The following is a 22,945-nucleotide window of genomic DNA, read 5'->3' on the forward strand; positions in this document are numbered from 1 at the left end:
GCTGTGCTGATCGTGACCGGGTGAGGAGAGCCGATCGCTATGACCGTGTCCCCGCGCTATCAGCACACGGGTTTTGTCCTTGCCCGCGTCACCACCGATCCCGGCGATCTCGACCTGCCGACGCGGCTGGATACGGCGGACCCGGCCGCGGTGGAGCACGAGGGCCGTGCGTGGCTGGTGAAGGTGTGGGCGCGCCCGGAGGTGCGGGACGCCGTGGCGCTGGCCAGCCCTGTCCTCGGTGCGCGCCTGGATCAGCTCCTCGACGGCGGAATCGTCTCCTGTACCGAGAAGCAGTTGCGCCGCCTTGTGGTGTCCGTGGCGACCTACCTGCTGCGCTGGCAACGTCGGGCGACGCCGTTCGGCCTGTTCGCCGGGGTCACCGCAGCCGGTGCCGGGCACGCGATAGCCGAGGTGGGTACCCGGCATCAGGCCGTGGCGCGGGCGGACGGCGAATGGCTCACCTCGCTGATCGACCGGCTCGAACGCCACCCCGAGCTGCGCGCCCGCCTGACGGTCGTGGCGGACGACGCGCGGTTCGTGCGCGACGGGCGCGTGATCGTGCACCAGCGCGCGAATGTCGGCTCGTCCACGCCAGGGCCGCTGCGGGAGTCCTCGGTGCGGCTCACCCGGCCGGTGCGGTTCGCCCTGGCCGCGGCCACGACGCCTGTCCGCTTCCACACGCTCGCCGACCAGCTGACCGGCGAGTTCCCCTCCGCGCCTCCTACGAAGATCAGCACGCTGCTGCATGGCATGGTCGACGCCGGTGTGCTGATCACAGGTCTGCGACCGCCGATGACCAGCACCGGTGCCTTGCCCGAACTGATCCGTGCCCTGCGCGCGGCCGGGGCGGGCGTGCTCGACGACGTCGCAGGCCTCCTGCACGAGCTCGACGCGATCAGCGCCGGACTGGCCCGCCACAACAACACCAGAGATCCTGATCAGGCAAGGGAAATCCGGGCCACGGTCGCCGCCCGGATGACGGCGCTGGTACCCGAAGCGGGTCATGCGCTGGCCGCCGACGTGCGCGCCGACGCGAGGATCACCCTCCCCGAGCGGGTATTCGACGAGGCCGCGCGGGCGGCCACCGTGCTGCTGAGGACCACGACGCAGCCGTTCGGGTCCGCGACGTGGCTGGACTATCAAGCCCGGTTCCTTGACCGTTACGGTCCTGGTGCGCTGGTGCCGGTGCGGGACCTGGTCGCCGATTCCGGCCTCGGCTACCCGGCCGGCTACCTGGGTGCGCCCCGAGCCCGGGCGGCGTGGCGGGTGCTGACCGACCGCGACTCCGCACTCCTGGCGCTGATCCAGCAGGCCACCCTGACCGGAGCGCCGGAGATCGACCTGACCGACACCGACATCGAGGCGCTGACCGTCGGGGTGCACACCGACGCCGTCCCGCCCGAGCGGATCGAGCTGGGTGTCGAAGTGCACGCCACGTCGACCGCGGCGATCGACCGCGGCGAGTTCCAGCTCCGTGTCACCGCCGCGCCGCCCGCGCACACCAGCATGGCCGGCCGGTTCGCCTACCTGCTCGAGCCGGCCGACCGCACCCGGCTGGCCGCGACCTACGCCGTGGGCCCAGCGCAGCCTCCGGCGGACCAGACCGCACCAGACACGGTGGCGGTGCAGGTGTCCTTTCCGCCGCGCCGCCCGCACAACGAGAACGTGGTGCGGGTGCCGCCGCTGCTCGGCGACCTCGTATCGCTGTCGGAGCACCCAGATCCGGCGCGCCCGGACCTCACCGTCGTCGGGGTGGACGACCTGGCGGTCACCGCAGACGCCGAGCAGCTGTACCTGGTACAGGTTTCCAGCGGCCGGCGGGTGATCCCTCGGATTCCGCACGCTCTGGACACCGCCGCGCAGAGCCCGCCGCTGGCCCGGTTCCTCGCCGAGGTCGCCGACGCCCGCAGCGCCGTCTTCCGCGGATTCGATCTCGGCGCCGCCCGCGTCCTGCCCTACGTGCCCCGCATCCGCTACCGGCGCACCGTGCTCGCCGCCGCCCGCTGGATCCTTACCAATGCCGACCTCGACGCCTCGGCCGGACCCCACGCCGGACCGGAGGCGTTGCGGGCATGGCGGCAACGATGGCGGGTACCCGCCCGGGTCGTTCTGGTCCACGGGGAGCTGCGCCTGCCCCTGGACCTCGGCCAGGCACTCGACCGCGCCTTGCTGCGCACCCACCTGACGCGAACCGGCCGGGTCGAACTGAACGAGGACGGCCCGCACGACGCCCAGGGCTGGATCGGGCGACCGGCGGAGCTGCTGATTCCGATGACCGCGATCTCCCCGCCCGCACGGCCGCTGCCCGCCACCGCGGCCCCTGGTGCCGACCTCCAGCCCGGTGACTCGACCGTGGTGCACGCGCAACTGGCGGGCAACCCGGCACGGTTCGACGACATCCTCACCGCCCACCTGCCCCGGTTCGTCGCCGAACTCCACGACCCACGTGATCCGGACAGTCTGATCGCGTCGTGGTGGGTGCGGCGGCACCGCGACATGATCCGCCCCGAGACCGATCAGCACCTCGCCGTGTACCTGCGCCTGACCGGGTCGCGGCACTACGGAGCCGTCGCGGCCCGTCTGGCCGCGTTCGCGGCAGACCTTGACTCCCGCGGACTTCCCGACCGGCTCACCTTTGCCCCGGCGCCGCAGCACCCCGCCCGCTACGGCGACGGCCCCGCACTCATAGCGGCCGAGCAGGTGTTCACCACCGACACCGCGGCCGCCATCGCCCAGCTCGCCACAGCGCAGACGTCCGGGATTCCCGCCCAGGCTCTGGCCGCGGTGTCGATGGCGCACCTGGCCGCGTCCTTCGCGCCCGATCCACCGACCGGATACCGAGCACTGCTCGAATGTCTGCCGCAGGAGCACGGACCGTTGGACCGGGAGCTGCGCGACCACGCGCTCGCGGTGGCCGACCCCGGCCGGCAGTACCGCGCGATTCGCGCACAATCCGGCGGTGACACGGTCGCCGCCGCGTGGTGCGCCCGCGACACCGCGCTGCACGGCTATCACGATGTCCTCGCCCGGCAGGGGCGAAAGCCGAGCGTCGTGCTGCGCACGCTGCTGCACGAGCACCACGTCCGCGCCGTCGGCGTCGATCCGGCCTTCGAGAAGGAGACCGGACGCCTCGCCCGCGCGGTAGCTCTGCGCCTCCTCGCGCTGGCCGGTGCCCGGTGACGCCCACCCCGAACCCAGCTGGCGACGAGGTGACGCTGACCCTCGACGAGGTGGCAGGCCAGTCCCTGGCCCGCGGCGCGATCGGGATTGCGCTGCTGCACGTCGAACGCGCCTGGACCGGTACCGGCAGCTGGACCACCGCGCACGACCACATCCGCCGGGTCGCAGCCGGGCCGGTCGACGCCGCCGACCACACCGGCCTGTACTACGGCGCGCCCGCGGTCGCGTTCCTGCTGCACGCCGCCGCAGACCGCCACCCCCGCTACCGCACGGCAAGCCAGGCGATCGACGAGCACGTCCTGCGCCTGACCCGGCGTCGCCTGACCGCCGCCGTCACCCGGATCGACCGCGGTGAACCCGCCACCTTCGCCGAGTACGACCTGTTCTACGGGCTCACCGGCATCGGCGCTCTGCTGCTGCGCCACCACCCCGGCAGCGACGAACTGGCGCAGATCCTGCGGTACCTGGTCACGGTGGTGACCCGGCCGCGCCACGAGGACGGCGTCGAACTACCGGGGTGGTGGGTGGGACACGCCCCGGACGAGATCCTGCCGACCCCCGGCGGGCACGCGAACTTCGGCATGGCCCACGGCGCGGCCGGGGTGCTGTCCTTCCTCGCCCTGGCCACCCGCAGCGGTCGCGTGGTCGACGGCCAGTACGACGCGATCGCCGTGCTCACACAGTGGTTCGACCGGTGGCGACAAGTCGGGCCGGACGGACCGTGGTGGCCGCAGTGGATCACCCGCGCAGAGCTGCGCACGGGCCGACCCGCCCACTCTCACCCCGGCCGCGCCGCGTGGTGCTACGGGGCGGTCGGCATCGCCCGCGCCCAGCAACTGGCCGCCCTCGCCACCGACGATCCACACCGCCAGGAAGCCGCCGAGGACACTCTGGCGGCGAACCTGACCGACACCCAGCTCGACCGGATCACCGAACCGGGACTGTGCCACGGCATCGCCGGGGTCTACCAGACCGCCTACCGCGCCTGCCTCGACGCCCGCGACCCCGCCCTCCCCCACCGTCTCACCGCCGTGGCCGAGCGGCTCGACCAGCACGCACGGTCGCTCGGTCACAGGGACGACGACAGCACGGCCGCGGGCGGGTTCTTGACCGGACGCGCCGGAGTGGACCTCGCACTCGAGACCGCCCGGCGCAGCACGCCACCTCACACCGGATGGGACGCATGCCTGCTGATCACCTGACCACCCCACACGAGACGACCGCGCCCAGCGGCATCACCGCCGCTGTGCTCGCGGTGCTCGCCGGTACCGACCCAGACACCGCGGCGGCTCGCCACGCCCTGGACCCGGTCCACCTCGGCGATGCCGTGCGGACCTACCAGGCCGCCGGGCTCGCAGCGCTGGAACGACAGACCGACGATGACTGGTATCAGGTCCGTGTCCAGTTCACCGACTGGCCGGCCGCGGAGACGGTCGGCGCCACGGCACTCGGACCGGCCCTGGACCAGCTCCACGCTGACAAGGCGTTGGCAGGCTGGTGGTTCCTGCGCAAACACCCCTGCTGGCGACTCCGGCTGCTGCGCGCGGACACACCGGCCGTCGACCGTGTGCTCGACGAGTTGACCAGCGCCGGGGCCATCGTGCGCTGGTGGCCGACGCTGTACGAGCCGGAGACCGCAGCCTTCGGCGGGCAGACCGGGCTGGAGACCGTTCACGACCTGTTCTGTGCCGACAGCGCAGGCGTACTCAACTATCTGCGCCACGACACTCCCGGCCTCGGCCGCCGAGAGCTGTCGATCTTGCTGCTGAGCGGGCTGATGCGCGCCGCCGGTCTCGACGCGTTCGAGCGCGGCGACGTGTTCGACCGGGTCGCCCGGCTGCGCCCCGCCCCCGCCGAAGCCGACACAGCGCGCATCGCGACGCTGACCGACGACATGCGGGCGCTCCTGTCGATTCCCCACCTGGCCGACCGCGCGCTGTTCGCCCCCGGCGGGCTGGCCGCGCACGCCGCGCCGTGGGTCGCCGCCTACAGCACCGCCGGCCGGAAACTCGGTCACGCCGCCGCCGATGGGCACCTCGGCCGGGGCCTGCGGGCGATCCTCACCCACGTGGTGATCTTCCATTGGAACCGGTTCGGTCTTTCGGCCACCAGCCAGGGCATCCTGGCCCGTGCGGCGACCGCGGCCCTGCTGCCCCGGACCTGACCATGAACCCTGCCTCGTTGGCCGCTGTCGTCCGCCGCTTTCCGCTGCTGGGCCGTCCCCGGCCATCGTGCCCTTCACTGCCGGAACGGGTCCAGGAGATCACCGACATCGCCCATGTCGCCCGACATGCCGACGCCGACGGCCTGGCGGACGGCGCGAACGTCCTGAACAAGGCCGCACTGATCGCCAGCGACTGCGGCCTCGCCGACCTCGCCCGTGATCTGTGCTGGACGCACATCGACCTCTACGGAGCCGCGGATCGACCGCTCACCGCCCTGCAAGCCCGCCACATGCTCGAACCCGTCCTCAACCTCGCCCGGCTCCAGCTCCGCGCGAGCGATGGCGACCACGCGCTACGGCTGCTCACGGCGATGTTCCAAGCCGTCACGACCGGCACCGACCTGGTCGTCGACGGGCGCACACTGCCAGTGGCCAACATCGCCGGCACATCCGACGAACTCCACAAGCTGCGCGAATGGGTGTGGCTCCACCTCCTCGGAGACGGCGTTCGCGCCCTGGCACTCGCGCAACGGTGGGACGACGCGGCAGCCCACGCCCACTCTTACCGAGGAATCGGCCGGCACCTCATGGAAGGCCGCCAAGCCACCATCGTGGCCCACTGCATGAACAAGGACCTGACGGCGGCGCGAGCGGCGCTGGCCGACAGCACCCCAGAGCAGCCCTGGGAACTCCAGGTCGCCTCCTGCCTGACGGTGCTGTGCGCCGACCCGGACAGCAGTTCGAGACCAGAGCTTGTCAGCGCGGCGATCACACAGTTCCTCGAGCACCAGCCGATACGCGGCTATGCCTTCTTCCGCGCCCAACTCGGCCTCACTGTGACCACTCTCGCCGGCACCGCGGCCTTCGAACGGGCCCGCCACGTGCTCGTCCGAGTGGCCGACGAGGCAATCGAGTCGGAAGACGGCTACGCCGCCCGGGAAGTTCTGCGATACCGCGACCTACCGGCCCCACTAACCCGTGGGCAGCGCACAGCGCTCACCAACCTGGTGGACGCCTCTGCCCTGGGGGCAAATACAGTTTCCGGCCCGCTCCGGCAGCGCATTCTCAAGGCAACTCAGTCCGCTGCCCAGGCGCTGAGCACCTCACTGCAGGCTCAGCCGGTTCTCTACCCCGCTGCGTCACCGTCAGCCGTTGGTACCGGCGACTGCGCACCGTCGGCGGAGTGATCTTCAAGGCTACGCAGCGTTATGTCATCGCCCTTGATCTCGTTGACCAGGAATAGCTCGCGACCGCCGCAGTCAGCGCAGATCTCTACCGCGGCCAGCGGAGAGAGGTCAATAGGTTGCCCGATCTCGGCCACATCGGTACCGGCGTAGAGCCGGCGGGAACGCAGCGGATAAGTACTGGATCGCTCGAACGGCTCCCAGTCGGGGTGGCTTCCCCGCAGGCGTTGTCCGACCAGCAGGTACGAGTGCTCGTCGAGGTACTCGCAGCGCTGGACCCAGTCCCAATGAACCGCCGCCAGCCAGTTGGCGGCGGTCAACGCCGCCGCGACGAGCGGCTCCAGCTCTTCGACTTCCCGTTCCAGTTGGTGCTCCACGCGCACCCCGTGCGCGTGGGACGTGTCGTTGCGGACATCCTTGATCGCCTGCAGCAAATCGACCAGCCGCACGTTGTCCCTCAGCATTCTCGGTGTCCTCGCCCGCGTGCTCTGACGATCACGGCCAACAGACGTTCCGAACCTCCGGCAGCGAAAGCGAGCCGGTGAGAGGACCGCGGCAGCGGCGGCCTCTAGGTAGTGTCGCGCCGGTAGGAATATTGGATGAGCCCCTGGTGGAAGTCAGCGACCTTGTCGTACAGCGCGCGGGCCGGGGCGTCCTCCAGCGTGTTCCAGTAAAGGCGAGGGAAGCCGTGCACCTCGGCGTCCCTCGCCACCCACTTGAAGGGCGTTATACAGGCCGACACCCACCACCTCGCCCCGATCTGGATCATGCCCGAAGGCACCAGCGACGCCGAGATCACCGCCCGGACACGGGAGCTCGCCGGCGCGGTCGCCGCCCGCCGCTGGAACTTCACCACCCGCCTGCACATCCCCGCCTTCCACGGCGCCCGCGGCCGCTGACGACAGATCACCCACGCGGGCCACGTCTGCGGCGGCCCGCATCAGCGAAGCGTGGCGCCACAGTCCCGCGCGCCAGCGACTTGTACAGTGCGACCTTCCCCTGTGCTCGAGTCGTTGAGAGTGAGGTGCTGGTCGTGCTCGTGGTGACCACGAGAAGCACGCCGATACCACCGCGCGGCGACGCGAACCCCGAACAGCCGAAAGCGTCCCGTGCCGATCACAGACACCGACATCCGCGCCGCCGTCAACGCCTACCTCGACCACCACCCCGACGAGACCACGGCCTTGTCCGAACCACTCGCCCAGCTCGACCACGGCGCCGGATTCACCTCACGTCGCACCTTCCCCATGCACGTCACCGTCGGCGCACTCCTGATCCGCCGCAACACCCACATCCTGCTCATCGACCACCGCGCGTACCGGATCAAGCTCCAGCCCGGCGGTCACCTCGAACCAACCGACGACGACCTCGCCGAAGCGGCACTGCGCGAACTGACCGAAGAAACCGGTGTCGACACCACCAGGATCTCCCTGGCCTCGACGATCCCCGCCTACATCGAGTACGGCGCGGTCCCCGCCAGGCCCGCCAAAAACGAGCCGCCCCACTTCCATCTCGACATCGGATACACCTTCACCACCACAGACGCCGAGATCCGGCAACTACAGGAAACCGAAGTCACCGGCGCGTCCTGGCATACCCTTGCTGACGCCGAACAGCACCTTGGAGCCCGCATCACCCGAGCTATAAATACTCCTTCGCAGATCGGCTGACCCTGGCACGAACTTCCGTCTCGTGCCGTACCTGCTCGTCCGCCCCACGAGGGAAATCGCGGCACATCAGCGAGTGGAGAACCCGCTGCCAGCTCATCGCCCTGGCAGAGAGAGCCATTGGCGCGGTATAAGTGCCGCAAAAGGAACAGGCGCTGGAGGTTCGTTGTGTCGGATGTGGTCGGCCGTTTGCGGGCCTTGCTGGGGGTTCCGGACTTCGCACCATCGCCTGTGCCATGGAGCGACGTCGAAGCCGAGCTCGGGCTGGCACTCCCCCAGGACTACAAGGAGTTCTGCGACTACTACCCGGCCATGGAACTGGACGACTTCCTGTACCTGACCCATCCCACCGCGCGCGATAAAGACGACAACTTTCTCAGCAACGCCATGACCCAAAGTGCCGCTCTCGGCGAACTGGTCGAGGAGGACCCCCATCAGTTCGCCTACGGCTCCTATCCCGCGCTGGGCGGGCTGCTGGCGTGGGGTGTCAACGCCTTCGGGCAGAACATCTACTGGGCCACCGAGGGGAAACCAGACGACTGGAAGGTCGTCACCGGTGACCTGGTCGACTATCACTTCTTGTACGACGGAAACTTCAGCTCGTTCCTTGTCGGCACTCTTGAGGGAACGATCCGCAACCCGATCCTCGGGCACTACAACCAGCGCTTGAAGAAGATCGCCTTCAGACGATGACGTGACCTTGTGACGGTCGGCCGCCTGGTCACGATTGACGGATTCGACCCACTAAAGTCAGTGGAACAGAAGTACTTCCCCGTGGAAACGGGGGTGCGAGAACCCTCGGCGTGAGGGCTCTCATCCACGCGCCCTGCACGGAGGACACTCATGCCCGAACAGCAGCGCCCGGATCTCAGCGTCGACTACTACTACGGCGCCGACTACAGCGCCTGCCTCCTGCTCCGTCACAAGGCTGAACGCCTGCCGCTGACTCCCGCCTACTACGACTGGATCAGCCAAGTCCTCGATGACCAGGACAACACCCCGAACGTCCCGCAGATGTGGGTCGCAACGGGCCAGCACGTCATGGACTCGGGAGCGATCACCGTCGATCACCTCTACGAGTGGGCACACCGCGCCGTCCGCATGCGCACGAAGGCCGTGCTCAACCTCGGCTGCACCCTCGTGCACACCCGCGAAGAAGTAGTTCGCGACCCCGCCACCGTCGAGTACGCCATGGCCACACTGACCCGAGACCTCAACGCCTACATCCAGGACATAGCCAACGCCGACGCCGCCGAAATCGAAGACAGCACCCCCGCTCAAGCCACCACCGCGCCGGACACCCCATGACCTGGCACAACCGCAGGAGTCGCCCTGGGCGTCGCTCAAGGCGGCCAGGCTGGACCAGGGTTGGTGTGACCACGGCGGCCTCGGCTACGACACTCGTGGCGACCACGATGGGACTCACTTAGGTGTGGTGTTCCATCACGTTGGTCACTCGGACTGACAGCGGTGTGATCAGAGAATTGCGACACTGTTCGCTAATTGCTAAGTATATTGCGGAGTTGCATTTTGCTAACGCATTTAACATTGCAAATAGTGGCCCCGTGCTGCTATTCTCAATTCAGTGGCTACCCTTTTGACCAGGTGTTACGTTGTCTGGCGCGGGTCTGTCGACGTCGAGCGAATCGGCTCACTGCACATTCCAGTTACCTCGCGATGGCAAAGGTGGGACCTCCATGACTACGTACAGGGCCGGTATGCCGTCTGACCTGAAACGCAAACTCGAACGCGTCCTTCCGCGGCGCCAAGGGGGCGACGCTCGGCGTGCGCGTGATCCCTCGCGACCGGGCGCAGCGGCAATGCCCGGTCTACGCCGCCTCGCACTACGAAGTGCGGGCGTACTACACGATAACCGATTCCCATGCCCTGGATCTGCTGGAGAAGGCGCTGCGTGAGCTACCGGGGGTGTACCTGACCACGCAACTCGGCCGCAGCAAAGGGAATCGCGATCGCAATGCGGTAGCCAATCCGAAGTGGCCCGCAGCGCTCGGCGAGCGTCGGCGCGGCTTTCACGAACTGCGCCCTCAGGTCCTCGCCCTGATCAGCGACTGACGTACTGGCCCGGCTGGGCGGTGCCGTGACAGGGCACGCGAACGCGCCCCTCATTCCGCGCGGTGTCCGTGCTGGCCGATGGGCGTTCTGGTCGTGGGCATCCAGGGCCACTGGCCTGCGTGTGTCGCGCGGACCGCGACGAGGATCTGGTGGCGGAACTTAGTCGGTATGGTCTTGCCCGCCGCGGCGAAAGCGGCCTTCACGGTGTCGCGGTTGATCGGCTCCGTGACCGTGGACGCGATCTCGGCGAGGCAGGGCAGCAGTTCCAGCCAGTGCGGGAGTTCGCCGTACCGGGCCCACGCCGCCCACGGCAGGCGCTGGCTGTGCGCGTGGTGCCAGCTGTTGACCGCGGCGAAGGCCTCCACCGCCGGGAATCCCGCACCGCGGCCACCGGATCGGTGAGGCGTGGGCGGTGCGGGTGCGGGCAGGTCCGGGAACATCGCGGCCAGGTCCGTGACGAGCATGGCTGTCGTGCTGTGTGACAGGCCACGGGCTTCCGCACGCGCTGAGATCCACTCGAGAGGCACGAATCCGCTGTGCCAGTTCGAGCCGGTGGATTCCAGGACCGCGGTCACGAGGGCCGGCACCTCAGCTGGGAGACCGGTTGTCGCGTCGTGGTGTCCGAGCAGCAGGTCCAGTTCGCCGAGCACGGCGAGCACCCGGCCTCGGATAGCCGCCAGGTGGGCTGGGGAAACGGGCACAGTGGGCATGCGCTGAATTGTCCTGAGGGCCGCTGTCACCCGATCGAGACAGGTTCGGCGAGTTCGCCCGGAACCACCGGACAGGACGGCCTCACGGCCTGGTGCAGTACACAACGGGTCTTTTCTCGATGATGGTGACCGTGGGCATCACTCGGCGCTGAGATGAACCGGGTCGGCACCTGGTCGAGCGTCACTACACAGACCGCCGCCACGAGATCCACCGCGTGCTCGCCGGCGGGAGTCTGACGCCGGGCTGCGCCACCGACACAGGCGCAGGCCTCGTGGTCCAGGGCACGGAGGTTGTCGCGATCAGCCACCGCAAGAACATCGGCGCTTACCGGATCGACCGCCACGAACAACGGCACCGTATCTGAGATCGCGCCGGAAGTGACCAGGCTCAAGCGGCGCTAGCGTTCCCCGACTCTACGACCTCGGACACCGCCATGGGCCTGCGCAGGTGACTGGCAAGGACAGCCAGACCTGAGCGGACAGCTCGGCCTCGCTGAGTAGCCGCTCTCGACGCGGGCGAGCATGTCGCCCATCCTCCACACAGGACGGTAGTCGAGACCGTTCCAGTCTCGCCCGCTCATCCGAGACGGGACGGGACGCGGTGCTCACAACAGTCCGGTTCCCTCACGAGGTCAGCCTTGTTCCGCCGCGCAGGTTCGGATCCCCTTCCGAAGGAGACCACCTTCCCGCCTGCGCAGTTGACGGCAGTTAAGCTCATTGGCACTGCGCCAATCCGAGGTGGCGTGGCATTGATCTAACGGAAGGCACTTTCGATGGCACAACAGGTATCCGTCCAGATCGTCGACGACATCGACGGCGGCGAAGCCACCCAGACAGTGCCCTTCGCACTCGACGGCGTCACCTACGAGATCGACCTCTCCGACGACAACGCCGGCGCCCTGCGCGACGAACTCGTACGCTACATCGACGCCGGCAGGCGAGTCGGCGGCCGCAAGGTGAAGGTCGCAACCGGACAGTCCACTGTGACCGGCGGCATGGCGAAGCCCACCGACCGCGAACGCAACCAGCAGGTCCGCGCCTGGGCCACAGCCAACGGCTACGCCATCGCCGACCGCGGCCGCATCCCCAACGACATCTACGACGCGTTCGACAACGCCGAATCCGCTCCCTCCGAAACGGTCGCCGAAGAGGCTCCCGTCAAGCGCAAGCGCGCACCCCGCAAGAAAGCCTGAACCCCCACATGCCGTCCCTTCCCCGAACCAACAGGGAAGGGACGGCATCGGTGAGACTCACGAGCCATTCGAAACCAGGCTCAGAATTCGTCCATGAGGACCTGCTGATCAACAAAATTCTCCGCTGGCAATTCCTGAACGACTGCGTGAACAGCCTTCACCGAGTGCGGGCCGAGGTACTAGCGAGGAGCGCGCTTCTACCCGACCGCAGACGGTCCCTGGGCTGTTTCGACGGATTGGCGGCTATCCCTCCTCCGCACAGCTCGTCGGACACAGCTCGACGCTGCTGACCCTGACCACCGGCGTGATCATCTGCTACCTCGCGCTCTACGTCGTGAACCTGGCCTGGGCACTGTTCATCCTCGACCCCGCCGTCATGGGCGGCTACCTCCACGCATCGCTCGGCTACGACGACCTGTTCGTGCTGACCTGGCTCGTCGCGTCCGCGGCGACCGTCGGCGCGCCCTCGGCACCGGCCTAAAATCGGACAAAGCGATCCGCGCCGCCGCCTACTCCAAACGCGAGGAAGAGCGCAGCGACCGCCTCGCACACCAACGGACCTAAGCGGCTGCCATGCCACACAGAGTGTTAGACGAAGCGTCCGCTGATGTCGCTGGTCGTGCGCACCTCACTCGCCTGAACGAGTGGTTTCCCACCCAGGTCAACGCGGGTATGTCGGGAGGGATCCCAGGACGGGGTCACAGGGCCGCGGCGAGACCCGCCCCCAGGTCACGCCGCCTGGCCGCTGGTGGCCGGTTCCCCCTCGTTGTATACGCACGAGGGGGAACCGGCCACTTCCACACCCGGCACCCCGGCACCCCGGCACCGAGGTCTTCCCGGCCACTCTTTCGGTGTCCTGAGTGGACAGTGCCGTCCGGCGCGCGGACGCTGGAGTGCGTGGACAAGGCCACCTGGCCCGCGTTCCCGATCCGGCGCGGCATCGACCTCGGCGACGAGGTCCGGCTCAACCCGTCCCCACCTCGCCACGCTGGGACGGTCACCTTCCACACCCACCGGATCTATCAGGCCGGTATCGAGGTCGGCGGTGTCGACTACCAGGTCTGCCACGCCTGCCGGACCGGTCTGATCGGCGAACTCGCACTCGCCGACAAGGCCCGACGGCACAGGATCGGCACCCGGATCCTGGACCGGCTCCGCCGCGACCTGCCCGGCTACCGGTGGGCGATCACCCCGGAGAAGACCACGGCCCGGCCATTCTGGAACAGCGTCCGGGCCGCTCATCCCGGCGACTACCGCCCCGGCGCCCGCCCGCTGGGCTGCACCCACCTGCTCTTCTGACCCTCGGCACCGGTGTGCGGGTCAGCGGGCCGCGTCGCGTGGCTCCGGATCGAGCGGGATCATCGCGTCCAGCCCCAGTGACTGCAGCTTCCGGCGAACCGGGGCCGACGCCAGCACCCGCAACGATCGCTGCTCGGCTGAGCACCGCCGCGTCACGGCCAGGAGCGGGACGACGGCCTCCATCGCCAGGAACGTCACCGCCGACAGGTCCAGCAGAACCGCGCCCGCCGCGTGCAGAGCCGGGCCGAACAGGCCACGCACCACTACGGCGTCGACCAGCTCGCCGACGGCGGACACCACCATGGGCACCGCGGCGACCGGGTCATCCCGAGAATCGGCGACGGTACTCACCTGCACTTCGTCGCGGAATCGCCTGAATTTGTTACCCCTGTCCGCCGCACGCGCCGACGTCGAACCGGCCGAGCCGGTAGCTGCAGGGGCCGGAAGGTCGTTACGGCGGCCGGCGGCTGGCTGTTCAACCACAGGCCCCCGCTTCTCCCTTACCCGGCGAGTGCGGGATCCGACACTCATCCATATGGGTGATGACACTCGTCCATATGGGGTTTCAATCGGTGATGCTGTCCGCGGGTAGCTCGTGATGGTGCTCGACAAGCCAAGCCGCGACCTGGTCCAGTTTCATGTTGGTGGTCTGAGAGGACTCGACGAGCATCCGGAACGCCTCCAACGATCCGAGACCGTGGCGGTTCATGAGAATGCCCTTGGCCATGCCGATGACGTCGCGGCTCTCGATCGCGACGTGCAAGTGCGCTTCGTTCTGGGCGCCGACGAGCGCGATCGCGGCGTGGGAGGCGAACACCCGGCCGTCGCTCTCGGTCTGGCCGCTGAACGCCTCGACGCCCCGGGAGTAGAAGTTCAAGGCGCCGAGCGTGGTGTCGCTGACGAACAGCCGGTACGACAGCATCGACCGGATACCGGTCGCCGCGGCCGCGGGTGTGAACGCCGGCCAGCGGGTCTCGACGGTGAGGTCACCGATACGGAAGACCTCGTGATCGGCGATCGCGTCCAGGCATGGGCCCCCTCGGGGGCCCGCATCACCCGAGCTAAGAACATTCCTTCGCGGGTCGGCTGACTTTGGCACGAACTTCCGTCCTGCGCCGCATCTGCTCGCCCGCCCCACGGTCATCGCTGTCTGCCCAGTACCCCGGAAACCTCGCTTGAGCCAGTTGTGCAGGCAGGATTCGCTGATATTTAGCTCGTGAGCGGTCGCCCGAACGGACTTGTCAGCTCGGACCAGCGCGACCGCCCGAGCCCGGAACTCGGCGGGATAAGCCTTCGGCATGATCGACAGCCTTCCAGACGAAGCACCATCGACTCCACCAACCCGAGTCCGTCATCTGGGGCAATGCCAAGGTGTCCGGACAACCGGGGGAAGCTCAGTTGCACAGCCAGGGAATCCGCACCGGCACACAGGCAGGTAGCCACCCACAGTCGGCAGCACAGCGAAATAGCACAATGCAATTTACAACGATGTTAATCGGGCGCAGAACCCCACCTAACCGCCGATCACTACACTCGCCCCTCGGCTACCAACAACTCTCACCAGCAGCAGGTGCCCGGTTTCCACCCAAAGGTCGCCTGGTAGGCCACGATGACTCGTCGCGCCTCGCTTTCACCCGAAAGGAGTGTCGCCGAAGGGTCAGCTGAGCATGTGTTGCCGCGCGGTAGAGAATGCGGTGCATGACGGGCGCGTCGAATCGGTCGCGATATGCTCCGATACTCAATGCCGCCACGGGTCTTTGATCGGCGTCAAGCACTGGAACAGCCGCGGCCGTGATTCCCAGATTCGAGTCGGCCTTGCTCGTCGCCATCTTCCGCAACCTGATCTGGAAAAGTTCACCCTGAAGCTCCGGCGAAAGGTCGGCAACGTCCGATTCAACGGAGCTGCGACGATCTCCGGTCGAGATTTCAATAGCGAGGTCGCGATGGTAGGCGAGAAGGACTTTGCCCGCAGCACTCGCTTGCAGGAGACTGGACCCGACGATTCGATCGACGACACGACTGTACTCGTCATCAAAGACAGTGTCGACGAATTTCACTGTTGCATTGCCAGGAACCCCTAGGCCAACCAAGCAGTTTGTCTTATAGTGCAATTGGACCATCACCGGCTTAATCGCACTTCGCAGGCCGATGAGGTAGTCCTGATGAGGTTCGATCAACCGCTCCATCCTCGCGCCCAACTGGTAACGATCACCTCGTCGATACACCAGATCATGACTCACCAACTCGGCGAGCAGACGGTGCACAGTACTTTTGGGCAAACAGGTCCTCCGCGCGATCACCGAAAGCGTAACCGGTTCACGCATTTCCTGAATGAATTCGAGAACGACAAAGATTCGGCTGACCATCCGGTCAGATATAGCCTTGTCGCGCACTCTTCCTGCCTTCGAGCAAGACTCATAGGGCATCTGTCGAGACCTCTCTGGCCACAGGGAAAGCACGACACCCAGCACCCTACGCCCAGGGTCCGAGAGCGTCCAAGCCGCGACCACAATTAGATATTCAACAGAAAGCGCATATAGCAATACTATAAGTAGACCAGGTCCGACCTGGCCGTCGTACCTCTACCCGGGCGAACCACCAGGAATCTTCTTGTGACGCGGCGCAATCACAGGTTACAACCGTCGACGTAACGACCTTCGGCGAAGTGGCGGTGACGAGGCGATGCGACGACAGGTTCTCGCAGGACTGCTCAGCGCGACGATCGTCGGAGCCCCCTCACGCGGCAAGTGCGGGCGCCAGCGGCCTCGGCATGTCGCCCCGGATGATGGAGTGGGATTTCCAGGACGGCGCGAAGTAGCGCTGGTGGATCGCAGCGCTCTCCGCGCGCTTGTGGCGCGACGACTGTCCATTCCGAACTTCAAGCTGTCCGTGCCGCGCGGGCGTCCCATGCCGATCGGCATCGGTGCGCTGATACCGCCAACGGCGGTAAAGTCCCGGCCGTTGGCGGGGAGCCAACGCGTGAAAAGATCGCGGTAGCAAGACCCCTGTCACCAGGGCGTCCTCGACACCGCCACCGCATACACCGCCGGACTGCACGTCCACGTCGACGGCGTGCGTGAGCCTCCACATCTCTGGCGGACCCGCCGTGCTGCCTCTCGGCACCCTGCCGACTACCTTGTTCGCCAACGAGCCCGAAGTCCTTGAACACCGCACGGCAGTCTGCGCGGACCTCACGCTGCCGCAATCCGAAATCCGGGTGAAGCTGACAGTACCGGACATGGCCGACACAAGTCGCGTTCTCCGCCTAGTTCGATCAAGCTCGGGCAATCTCACCCCAGGCACTGGTTTCCTTATGCGGCAACCAATACTCGGTCCGTCCGGGTTAGGTGGCAGCGAAATTCGTCTGGAAATAGTTGGCGTTCAGTAAGTTTTGACCCAGCTCGAGGCGATCCGCACCAAACCAGCCGTAGGTGTGCGTCTAAGCGAACGACTCCGCCCACTCGATGACGGACCGGATGTAGTCGTCGCCGCCCAGCAGCGAATACGACACGGGAACGAGGTCGCCGAACGCGTCGAGGAGTTCGTCGGTGCGACCGGCCAATGCGGCGCAGTGCGCGGCGAGCTCCGACTGGATTCTGCGGACCTGGTCGGTGCCGAGCATGTCCTCGCACAGGAACCACGACGCCCGCCGGGACAGCTCGTCGAGTGCGTGGACCGAGCCGAGGTGCCGTGCGGTCGCCGCCTCCGGGGTGTCGGGGAGGGCGTCCAATGCGGCGATCAAGCTTTCCACGGCCAGCCGCTGGCCGTGGGTCTCGCCGAGTAAGCGAAGGTCGGCGGTGTACGGGTTCCACACCTCGAAGTCGTCCAGGCCCTGTGCTTTGGCATCCTCCACTGCGTCGTGGACGCGGTGGGCGAGGGTGTATTCCTGGACGGCGAGCAGGTCGCGAAGCAGCCCCGGGTCGCTCACCGGCCGGGTGTGGGTCTCGGGTACCGAGGGGGCCAGGCGTGAGCCCGCTTCGGTGACCAGGGCACGGGCGGCGTCCAGCAGGATCAACAGGTTGTCGCCGCCGCCGGAGTTGAGCATGTGCCCGAGGCCCTGGTAGTCCAGGAAGCGGCTGGCGGTCAATGAGCCCATCACGCCGCAACGCAAACGGCACTCGGCGGTGATCGCCTCGGTCGCCCAGGCCGCCATGACCTTGGTGACGGCCAAGGTGCGGTTCACGTCGGTCCACGGTGTCCAGGTCATCGTCCCGGACGGCACCGGCGCACCCGGGTCACCGTTGCGCCACGCCAGGACGAGGTCGGCGCGCACCCTGCGGGCGTCGTTGGCCAGGCACGTGATGGCCAGCGCGGACGCCAGGCAGGAGAACAAGGGCCGCTGCTGTGACACGTAGTCGATCAAGGGGCGCGCGGTGCCGACCCGCGCGAGCGCAGTGCGCTGGGTGGCCAGGCGCAGGGCGGTAGCCGCGCTGGTGCGGCTGACGGCGGCGAGCGCTGCGGACATGCCGGTCCACACGTTCTGCACCGCGGTCAGGGATCGGGCGATCCGGCTGTCGCCGCTGTGCGGGTCAATGAACTCGCCGTCGTCGTCGATCACGGCGCCGTCTCTGAGCCAGCAGCCGAAGGACAGCCGCACATGGTCGAAGTCAACCAGGGCGTAGTCGAGCGGCACGACACCGGCGGGCGTAGGCAGTACGCGGACGCCGGGCAGCGGGCCATTTTCGTCCGCAATCGGCACCAGGAATGGGAACGCCCCGCGGTCCCGGCCTTCGACGACTAGCCGGGCGTTGATCACCGCGAGCCTGGGTACCCCGCGCAGCCCGACGTTGCCCATGAACTTGCGGGCGGCCGGAGTCGGGGTGTGCAGGACGAAGCTCCGATCGCCGGGGTCGTAAGTCACCGTGGTGTGGACCTGGAGCTGGCTGCTGCCGTACCCCAGTTCGGTGACCAGCAGGTGGCCGATGGCCTGCGCCGCCATCAGCGTGTCCTTTTCCTCCCGCAGCTGCTGCGGGTCCGGGACCAGGTCCTCCAGGAAAGACAGGCACAGACCGTGGTGGATGACCATGGCGACGGACAGCGACGGGTCGACCACACCGGCGGCAGCCACGACCCCAAACAGGCGGTGCGGGTCGTGGGCAAGGTTGGGCCGTCCCAGGTGGTCCGCGACGTGCCGCATCCGCTGGTAGGTGAGCCGGTAGCCGTCAACCTCGGGGTGCCCCTGACGGGGCGTGAAGATCTCGTGCCGGAACAGGTCGGTGATCTCCCGCCGGGATTCGGCGGACAGGGGGCCGGCCAGCAGTCCGGCGAGGGTAACGGCTGCTTCGACGGCTGTCGTGGGAACACGATCGGTCGAGGTGACGGTGCGATTAGACATGGGTTCCTCTCAGTCGTCCGCTGCGGGCGCGCCTCGGGTCAGGGGAGCGTGACCACTTGGGCCGCGTAGCTTGCCCCGGCGCCGAACCCGATGAGCAGGGCCCGGTCACCGCCTGCAACCTGCTCCTGGTCGAGCAGGGCGTGCATCGCCAGCGGGATCGACGCCGCGCTGGTGTTGCCAGCCCGGACGCCGTCCTTTGCGACGACGACCTCCGGTGGCACGCCGAGTACGTCGGCGAGGATGTCGACGACCCGGGCGTTGGCCTGGTGCGGGATGAACGCCCGCAGGTCCGGCCAGTCGACCCCGGTCGCCTGCAGCGCCCGGCGGGCGGCCGGGGCGACCTCCCGGCGGATCCACCGGGCGAGCCGTTGACCGTCCATCCGCACGTACGGCTGCTCGGCAGTGGGATCGGCGGCGAAGTCGGCCCACGAGGTGGTCATCGACAGCACAGACGCCTGCGCACCGTCGCACCCCCACACCACGGGTCCTACGTCGGCCCCCTCCGACGGGCCCACCACCGCCGCCCCAGCACCGTCTGCGAACAGGAACGCGGTTTTCTTGTCGTGGGAGTCGACCACGTCGGTCATCCGCTCCGCAGCCACCACCAGGACGTGCCGCGCACTGCCGGAGCGAATGAAGTCCCGGGCTGCGGCCAGGGCGTAGCAGAACCCTGCACAGGCGGCGTTCAGGTCGAACGCCCCACCCTTGATGCCGAGCCGATGGGCGATCACGGGCGCGGCGGCCGGCATCTGCCACAGGTAGGTGAACGTCGCCGTGATGACCACGTCGATGTCGTTCGCGGCCAACCGCGCCTTGATCAGCGCATCGGTAGCGGCGGCGGCGGCCATCGTCTCCACTGTCTCGTCGGACGAGGCGAACCGCCTGCTCGCGAACCCGGACCGGGCCTCGATCCACCCCGGTTCGACGCCGATCGCCTCGCCGACTTCGACGTTGCCGACCTCGCGCTTCGGGCGGTACGCGCCGACCCCGAGCAGGCGGGCGCCGCGAGCTGTCATGCCCGCTCCACGGCGTTGACGTGGTCGAGCAGGTCACGAGGACCGGAGAAGCCCTGGAAGTCCTGGTCGGGAATTTCGATTCCGAAGGATTCCCGCAGTCGCTCGAGCAGTTCGACCCGGGCCAGCGAGTCGAAGTCCAGGTCCTCGAAGGACCGCGCCTCCAGGTCCGTAGTCTCCAGGTCGACGGTGCCGCTGCCGTTCATGCACGCCACCATCACGCCGCGAAGTCCGTCCACGGTCAAGGTGCTCATCATCGCGCTCCTTTCAGCTGAGGATTGCAGTTGGGGATTGCCTGTCGAGAAGGCTCGTTGGTCATGTCCAGGAACCAGGTCGGATCACTTCCCAGCGGGGCGACGGCCTGCGCTGCGGGCACCGTGGCGCGGACGGCCCGGGTCAGCGTGTCCCCCGCGCCCAGTTCGACGAACAACCGTTGCGGCGCAGCGAGTTCCCGCACCAACGGAGGCAGGTCCACTGGCTTGGTCACGCAGTCGGCCAGCGCCTGACGCAGGTCGTCGTCGGGTGTGTAGCGCCTGCCGGCGACCGGGGAGTGCACCGGGACCCGCGGAGGTCGCTCGGTCACCGCGCGCAGGCCCTCGAGGAATCGTTCCGCGACCCCGCCGAGCCCGGGGTGGTGTGAGGCGTAGGGAACGGGAAGTCTGACCACCTTCAGTCCCGGCACCGAGGCCAGAGCTGTCACTGATTCGACCGAACCGCTCACCACGGTCTGGTCGGAGGAGTTCACGCACGCCAGCACGAGATCGGGCAGACCGGTCCGGGCCAGCAGTTCGCGGCATTCCTGGTCGCCGACACCGGGCAGCAACGCCATCGCACCCTGCCCGTGCACGGGCTCGAAGGCCGAATTCAGCGCGCACACCGCCCGAGCTCCGTCCGCCACGTCCAACGACCCGGCGCAGACCAGTGCGGCGATCTCCCCGAAGCTCTGGCCCACGATGGCGACAGGCTCCACACCGGAGGCGACCAACGCCTCGGCGGTCACGACCGAGACCACGTACCCCGCGATCTGCGGCACACCAAGTCCCATGTGGACAGTCCGGGCCGGGTCCAGCAGGACGTCACGCAGCGGGGGCGGTTTCCCCTGCCATTTCTCGGCGAGGACCTGCTGCACGACGGCGAGGATGTCGTCCGCCACTGACCGGACGACATCCGACGCCGAGTAGGGCTCGTGCAGGACCCCGCGCGCGTCGGCGCCCTGGCCGGGGACAAGGAAAACCGGTTCACACCTCGAGGGCATCGGCCTTCTCCTCCACGCGGCCCCCGTTCCCCGCCGCGCCGTCCCACGTCAGCACGGTGCTTCCCCACGTCAACCCGGCGCCAAACCCGACCATCAGGATCCGGTCGCCGTGGTGAAGCAGGCCCCGGCGGTGCGCGGAGGCCAGCGCGTAGGGCAGCCCGCCAGCCCCGATGTTGCCGACCTCGTCACCCACCACGACCAGGCGATCCACGTCCAACCCTGCCGCTTCACACGCCCAGCGCGCCAGCAGAGGGTTGGGCTGGTGGGAGATCACCAGGTCCACTTCGTCCCGTGACAGCAACGACCGGTCTAGGGCGTCCGCCGCTCCCTTCGGGAAGATGTCCAGGATGAACTCTCGGACCCGCCCGCCGTCCATGTGGATCAAGTGCCCGCCGCGTGCCACGGTGTCGGTCGAGCTCGGGTCGCGGCTGCCGCCGGCGGGGATGAGCACATCGCCCGCCTGCCTGCCGTCGCTGCCCAGGACGATCGGAGCGAACCCGCACCCCTCCTCGACCTGTCCCAGCACGGCTGCCGCCGCACCGTCCCCGAACAGCGACGCGGTCGCCCGGTCGCGTTCGTTGACGAACCGCGAATAGCACTCCACGCCGACCACGGCGGCGTACCGCTCCCCGGTACCGGCGCGCAGCCAGTCGTGCGCCACCCGTGTCCCGAACAACCATCCGGTGCACGCTGCCGAGACGTCGAACGCCACCGCGTTGTGCGCACCGAGCAGCGCCTGCACCCGGCAGGCCGAGGACGGTCCCAGTTCATCCGGTGTGGACGTCGCCAAAACTAGCAGTCCCAAGGCTTCCGGTGCCAGTCCGGCACCTTCCAGTGCGTTGCGTACTGCCTCAGCAGCCAGGTCTGAACTGGCCTGTTCCGCGTCGGCGACGTGCCGGCACCTGATCCCGGTGCGGTCCGTGATCCACTCCGCGTCCACCCCGGCCTTCGCCGCGACCTGCTCGTTGGTTCGGATCTCGGTGGGCACATACGAGCCGGTGCCCAAGATTCCGATCGGGCCGCTATCCATCGTCACCTCCATGAAGTTCGTGATCGTCACAGTGCACGCGTCATCGAAGGGGCCGACCATCCTGTTGTCGGACAACCTTCATCCAGAGCGGAGTCGATGCGCAACAGCCATCACGAAGCAGTGGATCTTGTTACTTGGACTGTGCCCTAGTCACCTCGGAAGCACATTAAGGCGACGCCGACGTCCAGTGAAACCAACCGTTCCACCGGGCGGAACGTGGCTCGCTCCACCATCGCCCGCCGGGCGCCCCTGCCAGTCCTTTGAGCTGCTGAAACTGGTTCTGAGACCAAGGACGAAGCCGCGCAGAATCCTTGGCGGACTTCACTTACCCGACTACCAGGGTCCACGAACGGCCGATCGGATCACCGAGAGACGGACAAGTATCGGACGGGATGGCCTTTCCTCGTGGCCCATGTTCATCTACTCAGGACTGCGGTCGCCGGTCGTGATCGGTGGCGGTGAATGATGCCGGGGCCGCGCCAACCACAGATTGCTGCGACCAAGAGTCAGCAGTCTCCTGATTTCGTCAGCCTGAAGTATCTTTTGACTCGCGATCTGTTGCCGAGCTTGATGAGAACACATGGGATTCTTGTCGTCTGGCAAGACAATTTCGCGCAGCAGCAACTTCCCAGTCAGTGAGAACCGTCGTGTTCCACTGCACGGAAGATGTGGTCGAACCGGCACCCCCGCTGCAGTACAGTGCCGCTTGAGACCTTCACGAATAGCTATCCACTGCCACTATCAACGATTGCTGATGTCGATCAGTGAGCACCCTGATGACAACCGCCTTGACAAGCGTTAGATCAGCCAGCGCTATTTCACGATCGAGTACCAGGCCAACG

Annotated in this window: 24 protein-coding genes; 12 read left to right on the top strand and 12 right to left on the bottom strand. The window is 67.7% G+C overall.

Annotated elements, in window-relative coordinates:
* Positions 1–39: 39 nt before the first annotated feature.
* The 4 genes from ACZ5IK_RS23955 to ACZ5IK_RS23970 are packed head-to-tail and all read left to right on the top strand — an operon-like array spanning position 40 to position 6,531.
* Positions 40–3,180 (top strand): lantibiotic dehydratase, encoded by a 3,141-nt coding sequence (locus tag ACZ5IK_RS23955; RefSeq protein WP_465489688.1) that lies wholly within the window; start codon positions 40–42, stop codon positions 3,178–3,180.
* A complete protein-coding gene (locus ACZ5IK_RS23960; RefSeq protein WP_465489689.1) occupies positions 3,177–4,382 on the top strand; it encodes a lanthionine synthetase C family protein in 1,206 nt (401 codons plus the stop codon). Before ACZ5IK_RS23955 ends, ACZ5IK_RS23960 begins: the two co-directional genes overlap by 4 nt.
* On the top strand, positions 4,364–5,344 hold the full coding sequence (locus tag ACZ5IK_RS23965; RefSeq protein ID WP_465489690.1) for a thiopeptide-type bacteriocin biosynthesis protein: 981 nt from the start codon (positions 4,364–4,366) through the stop codon (positions 5,342–5,344). The genes ACZ5IK_RS23960 and ACZ5IK_RS23965 overlap by 19 nt, the downstream gene beginning before the upstream one ends.
* Before the next feature lie 17 nt (positions 5,345–5,361).
* Positions 5,362–6,531 (top strand): hypothetical protein, encoded by a 1,170-nt coding sequence (locus ACZ5IK_RS23970; RefSeq protein WP_465489691.1) that lies wholly within the window; start codon positions 5,362–5,364, stop codon positions 6,529–6,531.
* Here ACZ5IK_RS23970 and ACZ5IK_RS23975 read toward each other — a convergent pair.
* Positions 6,471–6,992, bottom strand: a complete 522-nt coding sequence (locus ACZ5IK_RS23975; RefSeq protein WP_465489692.1) for a hypothetical protein — start codon at positions 6,990–6,992, stop codon at positions 6,471–6,473. The two genes, ACZ5IK_RS23970 and ACZ5IK_RS23975, sit on opposite strands and share 61 nt — an antisense overlap.
* 104 nt (positions 6,993–7,096) lie before the next feature.
* Positions 7,097–7,297 (bottom strand): hypothetical protein, encoded by a 201-nt coding sequence (locus ACZ5IK_RS23980; protein WP_465489693.1) that lies wholly within the window; start codon positions 7,295–7,297, stop codon positions 7,097–7,099.
* On the opposite strand from ACZ5IK_RS23980, the gene ACZ5IK_RS23985 reads away from it, so the two are divergent.
* The 5 genes from ACZ5IK_RS23985 (at position 7,296) to ACZ5IK_RS24005 (ending at position 10,268) form a co-directional block, all read left to right on the top strand.
* Positions 7,296–7,427: a hypothetical protein gene (locus tag ACZ5IK_RS23985; protein ID WP_465489694.1), complete on the top strand. Its 132-nt coding sequence runs from the start codon at positions 7,296–7,298 to the stop codon at positions 7,425–7,427. The genes ACZ5IK_RS23980 and ACZ5IK_RS23985 overlap by 2 nt on opposite strands.
* A 210-nt stretch (positions 7,428–7,637) precedes the next feature.
* Entirely contained in the window at positions 7,638–8,198 is a 561-nt protein-coding gene (locus ACZ5IK_RS23990) for an NUDIX hydrolase (protein ID WP_465489695.1), read from the top strand.
* A 228-nt stretch (positions 8,199–8,426) separates the two neighbouring features.
* Positions 8,427–8,888 (top strand): SMI1/KNR4 family protein, encoded by a 462-nt coding sequence (locus tag ACZ5IK_RS23995; protein ID WP_465489696.1) that lies wholly within the window; start codon positions 8,427–8,429, stop codon positions 8,886–8,888.
* Positions 8,889–9,038: 150 nt separating this feature from the next.
* Positions 9,039–9,503: a hypothetical protein gene (locus ACZ5IK_RS24000; RefSeq protein WP_465489697.1), complete on the top strand. Its 465-nt coding sequence runs from the start codon at positions 9,039–9,041 to the stop codon at positions 9,501–9,503.
* Positions 9,504–9,980: 477 nt separating this feature from the next.
* Positions 9,981–10,268 (top strand): hypothetical protein, encoded by a 288-nt coding sequence (locus ACZ5IK_RS24005; protein ID WP_465489698.1) that lies wholly within the window; start codon positions 9,981–9,983, stop codon positions 10,266–10,268.
* A 50-nt stretch (positions 10,269–10,318) separates the two neighbouring features.
* On the opposite strand, the gene ACZ5IK_RS24010 is transcribed toward ACZ5IK_RS24005, so the two are convergent.
* Together ACZ5IK_RS24010 and ACZ5IK_RS24015 are read right to left on the bottom strand one after the other, a co-directional pair.
* Positions 10,319–10,978, bottom strand: coding sequence for a hypothetical protein (locus ACZ5IK_RS24010; RefSeq protein ID WP_465489699.1), 660 nt, complete (start codon positions 10,976–10,978; stop codon positions 10,319–10,321).
* Between the two features lie 26 nt (positions 10,979–11,004).
* On the bottom strand, positions 11,005–11,370 hold the full coding sequence (locus ACZ5IK_RS24015; RefSeq protein WP_465489700.1) for a hypothetical protein: 366 nt from the start codon (positions 11,368–11,370) through the stop codon (positions 11,005–11,007).
* A gap of 381 nt (positions 11,371–11,751) precedes the next feature.
* Between ACZ5IK_RS24015 and ACZ5IK_RS24020 the strand changes: the two genes are divergently transcribed.
* From ACZ5IK_RS24020 to ACZ5IK_RS24030, 3 genes are all read left to right on the top strand, one after another.
* Positions 11,752–12,171 carry a histone-like nucleoid-structuring protein Lsr2 gene (locus ACZ5IK_RS24020; protein ID WP_465489701.1) on the top strand — a complete coding sequence of 140 codons (420 nt, stop codon included), beginning with the start codon at positions 11,752–11,754 and terminating at the stop codon, positions 12,169–12,171.
* A gap of 304 nt (positions 12,172–12,475) precedes the next feature.
* Positions 12,476–12,652 carry a hypothetical protein gene (locus ACZ5IK_RS24025; RefSeq protein WP_465489702.1) on the top strand — a complete coding sequence of 59 codons (177 nt, stop codon included), beginning with the start codon at positions 12,476–12,478 and terminating at the stop codon, positions 12,650–12,652.
* 416 nt (positions 12,653–13,068) lie between these two features.
* Positions 13,069–13,470: a hypothetical protein gene (locus ACZ5IK_RS24030; protein WP_465489703.1), complete on the top strand. Its 402-nt coding sequence runs from the start codon at positions 13,069–13,071 to the stop codon at positions 13,468–13,470.
* Between the two features lie 21 nt (positions 13,471–13,491).
* Here ACZ5IK_RS24030 and ACZ5IK_RS24035 read toward each other — a convergent pair whose 3' ends face one another.
* The 8 genes from ACZ5IK_RS24035 to ACZ5IK_RS24070 form a co-directional block, all read right to left on the bottom strand.
* Positions 13,492–13,821 (bottom strand): STAS domain-containing protein, encoded by a 330-nt coding sequence (locus ACZ5IK_RS24035; protein ID WP_465489704.1) that lies wholly within the window; start codon positions 13,819–13,821, stop codon positions 13,492–13,494.
* Positions 13,822–14,035: 214 nt separating this feature from the next.
* The gene (locus ACZ5IK_RS24040) at positions 14,036–14,770 is read right to left on the bottom strand and encodes an ANTAR domain-containing protein (RefSeq protein ID WP_465489705.1); all 735 of its coding nucleotides are present in this window, start codon (positions 14,768–14,770) and stop codon (positions 14,036–14,038) included.
* A 244-nt stretch (positions 14,771–15,014) separates the two neighbouring features.
* Entirely contained in the window at positions 15,015–15,863 is an 849-nt protein-coding gene (locus ACZ5IK_RS24045) for an IclR family transcriptional regulator (RefSeq protein ID WP_465489706.1), read from the bottom strand.
* A gap of 1,046 nt (positions 15,864–16,909) precedes the next feature.
* Positions 16,910–18,805, bottom strand: coding sequence for an acyl-CoA dehydrogenase family protein (locus tag ACZ5IK_RS24050; protein ID WP_465489707.1), 1,896 nt, complete (start codon positions 18,803–18,805; stop codon positions 16,910–16,912).
* Positions 18,806–18,843: 38 nt separating this feature from the next.
* Positions 18,844–19,821, bottom strand: a complete 978-nt coding sequence (locus ACZ5IK_RS24055; RefSeq protein WP_465489708.1) for a beta-ketoacyl-ACP synthase 3 — start codon at positions 19,819–19,821, stop codon at positions 18,844–18,846.
* Positions 19,818–20,072: an acyl carrier protein gene (locus ACZ5IK_RS24060; protein ID WP_465489709.1), complete on the bottom strand. Its 255-nt coding sequence runs from the start codon at positions 20,070–20,072 to the stop codon at positions 19,818–19,820. The genes ACZ5IK_RS24055 and ACZ5IK_RS24060 overlap by 4 nt, the downstream gene beginning before the upstream one ends.
* Positions 20,072–21,073 carry an ACP S-malonyltransferase gene (locus tag ACZ5IK_RS24065; RefSeq protein WP_465489710.1) on the bottom strand — a complete coding sequence of 334 codons (1,002 nt, stop codon included), beginning with the start codon at positions 21,071–21,073 and terminating at the stop codon, positions 20,072–20,074. Before ACZ5IK_RS24065 ends, ACZ5IK_RS24060 begins: the two co-directional genes overlap by 1 nt.
* Complete coding sequence (locus ACZ5IK_RS24070) at positions 21,057–22,103, bottom strand: 3-oxoacyl-ACP synthase III family protein (protein WP_465489711.1); 1,047 nt, start codon at positions 22,101–22,103, stop codon at positions 21,057–21,059. Before ACZ5IK_RS24070 ends, ACZ5IK_RS24065 begins: the two co-directional genes overlap by 17 nt.
* Between the last annotated feature and the right edge of the window lie 842 nt (positions 22,104–22,945).

It is taken from the genome of Amycolatopsis sp. NPDC031561 (genome assembly GCF_055580625.1).